The following is a 3,404-nucleotide window of genomic DNA, read 5'->3' as shown; positions in this document are numbered from 1 at the left end:
GGCGCGACGAATGCGGGCGAGGCGAGCAGCAATCCGCTCAACAGCAGGGGGATCAGGATGCGCATCGGGTTTCTGCTCGACCAAACGAACGCAGCGGCATGGGTACGCGGGTGCTGAGTGTGAGAGCAAACGACTCCGCGGATCGAGTCAACATACGAGATGCTCACGATTGTTCCGCGCTGCGATCACGGCGTGCGGCGCCGCTGGTTACTCGCAGGCTGGTGTCGCGTTTCAGTGTGCGCTGTGCTGCGCGCGCAGGTGTCGCGCATGACGCTGATCGTGCGCGCGATGTAATCGGCCTGCTCGGTGACCTCCCAACCCGGATGCCGGTACAAATCCTCCTGATTCAGGGTGCACAGGTACAGCGCGGGCATATGCTGGCAGGCCTGCTCCATTGCCGCGCGCCCACTATCGGTAAATCCAGGCACCGACGATTTCCGCATCGACCGTGTCATGCGGCGGCGCGATGTGCAGCGTGGCGTTGTCGTGCCTGTCGTTCACGCTGACGCCTCAACCACGGTGCGGAATGCCTCACGCGCGGCGTTGAGCGTGACCTCGATTTCAGCATTGCCATGCGCGGCCGAGATGAAGCCGGCCTCGAACGCGCTGGGCGCGAGGTACACGCCGCGCGCAAGCATGGCGCGGAAAAAGCGCTGGAATGCCGCGACATCGCAGGCTGTCGCCTGCGCGTAGCTGCGCACCGGGCCGACGCTGAAAAACAGACCGAACATGCCCGGCACATGATTGGTGGTGAATGCCACGCCAGCCGCGCTCGCGGCCTGCTCCAGCCCTGCGCACAGCATCGCGGTGCGCTGCTCCAGCGCGGCATGGAAACCGGGCGTGGAAACCAGCTCCAGCATCGCCAGTCCCGCGGCCATCGCCACCGGGTTGCCGCTGAGCGTGCCGGCCTGATAGATCGGCCCGGACGGCGCGATTTGCTGCATCAATTCGCGCTTGCCGCCGTAAGCACCCACCGGCATGCCGCCGCCGATGATCTTGCCCAGCGTGGTGAGATCGGGCGTGATGCCGTACAACTGCTGTGCACCTCCGGGCGCGACGCGAAAGCCGGTCATCACTTCGTCGAAGATCAGCAGCGCGCCGTGCGCGCTGCACAGCTCGCGGAGCGCCTGCAGAAAACCGGGTTGCGGCGGGATGCAGTTCATGTTGCCGGCGATGGGCTCGACGATCACGCATGCGATCTGATCCCCGCGCTCGGCGAACAGCGCGCGCGCGGCGTCTGCGTCGTTGTAGGGCAGGGTCAAGGTGAGATCGGCCAGCGCCTTCGGTACGCCCGGCGAGGACGGCACGCCGAAGGTCAACGCCCCCGAGCCGGCTTTCACCAGAAAGCTGTCGCCGACACCGTGATAGCCGCCCTCGAACTTGACCACGATGTCGCGATGGGTTGCGCCGCGCGCCAGCCGGATCGCGGCCATGGTCGCCTCGGTACCCGAGTTGACCATGCGCAGCATTTCGATCGACGGCACCAGGCGCGTGATGGCCTCCGCCATGCTGACCTCGGCCGGGCAGGGTGTACCAAATGACAGCCCATCCTGGATCGCGCATTGTACCGCGGCGCGTACGTGCGCGTGGTTGTGGCCGGCGATCATCGGCCCCCAGGAGCCGACATAGTCGAGATAGCGCTTGCCCTCGACATCCCACAGATACGCGCCGTCGGCGCGGGCGGTGAAAAACGGCTCGCCGCCCACTGATTTGAACGCGCGCACCGGCGAGTTGACGCCGCCGGGCAACAGCTCGCTGGCGCGTTGAAATAGTTCGTGATTGCTGCTCATGGCTTGGGCATCGATGAAGTGAACAAATCGCTATAGCGGCGCGCAGCGGCTTCGCTGTCGGGCGCGGCAAACACGCCCGAAATCACGGCGAGAAAATCCGCGCCGGCCGCGATCAACGCTGCGCCATTGTCGGGCGTGATGCCGCCGATCGCTACCAGCGGCAGGCCAAGGTGACGCGCTTCACGCAGCAGTTGCGGATGCGCACGCCGTGCCTGCGGTTTGCTCGGCGACGGATAAAACGCGCCAAAAGCGAGGTAATTCGCACCTTGCGCCGCGGCTGCGCGCGCGCGCGCAAGATCGTCGTAACAGGACACGCCGATGATCGCCTGCGCGCCCAGTGTGTGGCGCGCGCTCAGCAAGTCGGCATCGTGCTCGCCGAGGTGCACGCCATGAGCCCCCACTGCTCGCGCCAAGTCGACATCGTCGTTGATGATGCACAGCGCCGCGTGCGCGTTGCAGATTTCCATCAGTGCCGCGGCCTCGGCCTGGCGCCGCATCGCATCGCCGGACTTGTCTCGATATTGCAGCACGGTTGCGCCACCGCGCAGCGCGGCAACAGCACGCGCCAGCAGATCGGCGTGCGTGCCATCGGTGATCGCGTACAAGCCGCGTCGGTCCGCCAGTAGCGCTGGCGTCATGCGCGCATGCTGGGTATGGAGACGCGCCGAAGTTCTGCGACAATCGCGCGTTCGCCATCAACCACTGCACCGATCATGTCCGCAACTCCGCGCAAGTTCATGTGTGTCGTCTGTGGCTACATCTACGACGAGGCGCTAGGCATTCCCGAAGAAGGCATCGAGCCCGGCACGCGCTTCGAGGACATTCCCGACGCATGGACTTGCCCCGACTGCGGGGCTACCAAGGCCGACTTCGAGCTTGTAGAAATCGACTGAGCAACGCCGCGCTGAGCACCCGCGCCATCACTGCACCGTGCCGTAGCGGCCCTCGATATGCAACTGCGCGCCTTCGCGCACGCCAAGGCGCTGCGCGGTGCCCGCGGCCAGTTCCAGCACGTACCGCGCCGGTTTGTTGCTCGGATAAACCTTGCACGGATCATTGACGCAGGGCAGCGCGTCGAGCTGCATCGCCACCAGCTTATGCCGCGCATCGAAAAACAGAATATCCAGCGGAATCTTGGTGTTCTTCATCCAGAACCAGCGTGGCTCGGCGTGCTGGAATACAAACAGCATCGCGCTGTCGACAGGCATCGTGGTGCGATCCATCAAACCGTAGGCGCGGCTCTCGTTCGTCGTCGCAACTTGCGTGGTGAAGCGCGTGTGCGCCAACGTCACCGTGACCACGGGCAGCGGCTTGCGCGGCGGTGAAAGTTTTTCCTGCGCCTGTGCTAGCGGTCCTGCTGCCACCAGCGTCATGGTGGCGATCAGGGCCAACATCATATGTTGCGTGCGATTCATGGGTGAACTCCGTGCATCTATGCGAGCCGGGAGTCTATGCCGCGTTGCGCGGCTGTTGCCAGCGCCAGTGAGCCTGCCGGTTACCCATGGGGGGTTGTGTAGGCTTGACGGGTAGGGTCGCGGTTCTGTGCGGTTCTGTGCGGGGTGTGGGTTGTGAAGCGCGGCTGTGGGTGGAGAAGTGGGCGCGGAGGGAGTTGAC

At 65.1% G+C, this 3,404-nt stretch carries 5 protein-coding genes; 1 reads left to right on the top strand and 4 read right to left on the bottom strand.

Features of this window, described 5'->3' with window-relative positions:
* Positions 1 to 185 precede the first annotated feature (185 nt).
* The 3 genes from ACYDAT_RS15835 to thiE all read right to left on the bottom strand — a co-directional run bounded on the left by ACYDAT_RS15835 (position 186) and on the right by thiE (position 2,428).
* On the bottom strand, positions 186 to 428 hold the full coding sequence (locus ACYDAT_RS15835; RefSeq protein ID WP_461451377.1) for a hypothetical protein: 243 nt from the start codon (positions 426 to 428) through the stop codon (positions 186 to 188).
* A gap of 69 nt (positions 429 to 497) precedes the next feature.
* The gene (gene hemL, locus ACYDAT_RS15830; RefSeq protein ID WP_461451375.1) at positions 498 to 1,790 is read right to left on the bottom strand and encodes a glutamate-1-semialdehyde 2,1-aminomutase; all 1,293 of its coding nucleotides are present in this window, start codon (positions 1,788 to 1,790) and stop codon (positions 498 to 500) included.
* Positions 1,787 to 2,428 carry a thiamine phosphate synthase gene (thiE, locus tag ACYDAT_RS15825; protein ID WP_461451373.1) on the bottom strand — a complete coding sequence of 214 codons (642 nt, stop codon included), beginning with the start codon at positions 2,426 to 2,428 and terminating at the stop codon, positions 1,787 to 1,789. Before thiE ends, hemL begins: the two co-directional genes overlap by 4 nt.
* Before the next feature lie 75 nt (positions 2,429 to 2,503).
* Here thiE and ACYDAT_RS15820 point away from each other — a divergent pair, with 75 nt between their 5' ends.
* Entirely contained in the window at positions 2,504 to 2,683 is a 180-nt protein-coding gene (locus ACYDAT_RS15820) for a rubredoxin (RefSeq protein WP_461440599.1), read from the top strand.
* A 27-nt stretch (positions 2,684 to 2,710) separates the two neighbouring features.
* On the opposite strand, the gene ACYDAT_RS15815 is transcribed toward ACYDAT_RS15820, so the two are convergent.
* Positions 2,711 to 3,205 (bottom strand): DUF192 domain-containing protein, encoded by a 495-nt coding sequence (locus tag ACYDAT_RS15815; protein ID WP_461440600.1) that lies wholly within the window; start codon positions 3,203 to 3,205, stop codon positions 2,711 to 2,713.
* Between the last annotated feature and the right edge of the window lie 199 nt (positions 3,206 to 3,404).

Source organism: Metallibacterium sp. (genome assembly GCF_054637675.1).
Note: the sequence above shows the minus strand (reverse complement) of the source record. Positions and strands in the feature narration are given on the sequence as shown.